This is a genomic window from Actinomadura sp. RB99 (genome assembly GCF_014706005.1).
GTDB lineage: Bacteria > Actinomycetota > Actinomycetes > Streptosporangiales > Streptosporangiaceae > Spirillospora.
This window is the reverse complement of the sequence record NZ_JABMCA010000173.1, coordinates 1-1,569: the sequence shown is the minus strand read 5'-3', so window position 1 is coordinate 1,569 and position 1,569 is coordinate 1. Positions and strand designations below refer to the sequence as shown.

The window sequence follows — 1,569 nt, the reverse complement described above, 5'->3', positions numbered from 1 at the left end:
CAGCGGGCGGATCCGGGCGTAGCCCCGGGCGCCGGTCGCGGTCTCCACCGACACGGCGATCGGGACGCGGTTCTGGTGCGAGAAGCCGACCGCGAACTCGTCCTGTGCGGGGATCCACCCTTCGGCGAGGGTGATGGGGACGGACCCGTCGGTGTCCGAGAGGTTCAGCGGCAGCGTCGCGGAGCGGCCGAGGGAGAGGCGCATGTGCGCCCATCCGTCCTTGCGGCGGATGTTGGCGAGGTTCCGCAGCTCCCACGCGGTGCCCTGCGGGCCGTTGAGCGTGAGCGCGACGCGGCCGGTGTCCTCGCGCAGCACGACCCACCCGGACCCCAGCCACCCGATCCACCGGCCGGTGTCGCTCTCGAGCGCGATCTGCCCGACGCGCGGGTTCATCGGCCGGTTCGTCGAGGTGCAGGGGCGGACCGTGCTGCCGAGCCACTGCCGCTGGTCGGTCAGGTCAGCGACGGTGGTCGCGCCGGGCGTGACCGCCCACTGCCACAGCGGCCGGTCCGTCACGGTGTCGGTGGACGTCAGCGCCGGAGCGCCGGACCCGGGGCTGCCGACGAGCAGCTCGAGCGTGACCTGCTTCGCCGACCGGTCCACGCGCAGCACCGACCGGTCCGTCCTGGTCGAGGTCGTGCCGTTCGCCGGGGAGAACTTCGTGATCGACTCGGACGGCTTGTACCACCGGGCGCGGGTGAGCGCCGGGCCGGGCGCGTGAGCGACGCCGCGCGTCCCGGTCTCGGTCGCGGCGAGCAGCCCCGAGCCGGGCGCCCCGTTGATGCCGTCGAGGAACTCCGCGAGCAGCAGCTCCCACGCGGTGCCGTCGAGCACTTCGTTCGGCGCGACAGGGTTCTCGGGGTCTACCGGGTCCCACGGCCCGCTGTTCTCGGTCACGTCACAGGCTCCTTTGCAGCGCGGACAGGGCCGCCTCCAGCTCGCGGACGCGGTCGTACAGGTCGGACTCGTTGTCGTCGGTCGGGTCGGTGCCGATGGTGATCTCGGCGGGGTGGACGCCGTCTTTGTCGGCGGTGATCTTCACGGCCGTGACCTGATCGACGTAGACGGCGCCGGTCGCGAGCTTCACCGACACCCAGTCGCCGAGCCCGAAGTGCCGGCCGAACCGGCAGGATTCGGTGTCCACGGCGGTCACGCTCAGCGCGCCGGTCCCGCGTGCCGCCTTCAGCGCCTCGTCCCCGGCGCTCTCCAGCTCCGACACCACGTCCGTCGAGCGCTGGTCCACGAACGTCCGGATCACCCGGCGCCACTCGGTCGCGGCGTCGGTGTCGCGGCGCTCGACGAACGGGCGCGTCGAGCCCTCGCCCGCACCCGCGACGACGACGTGCGTAGCGGTCGGTGCGGCCCGCGTCAGGCTGTAGGCGCGAAGGTTGCCCGACTTCTGGGAGAACGCGACGCGGCCGCTGCGGTCCTGCGGGACGTAGACGTCGAACAGCAGCTCGTCGCCGACCTGCTGCACGCGAACGCCGAGCTGCGGGTCGCTCGCCGAGCACAGCGACCGGACGACGTCCATCAACGGCGTGAACCGAGCCTGCGAATAGGACACTGCCG

General features: G+C 72.7%; 2 protein-coding genes. Both read right to left on the bottom strand.

The features are described from left to right. Nucleotides 1-897, bottom strand: an 897-nt coding sequence (locus amrb99_RS49375) for a hypothetical protein (RefSeq protein ID WP_206700433.1), incomplete at its 3' end; no start/stop codon positions are given. Nucleotide 898: 1 nt separating this feature from the next. Next, a partial coding sequence (locus amrb99_RS49370) for a hypothetical protein (RefSeq protein WP_206700432.1) occupies nucleotides 899-1,569 on the bottom strand: 671 nt, incomplete at its 5' end.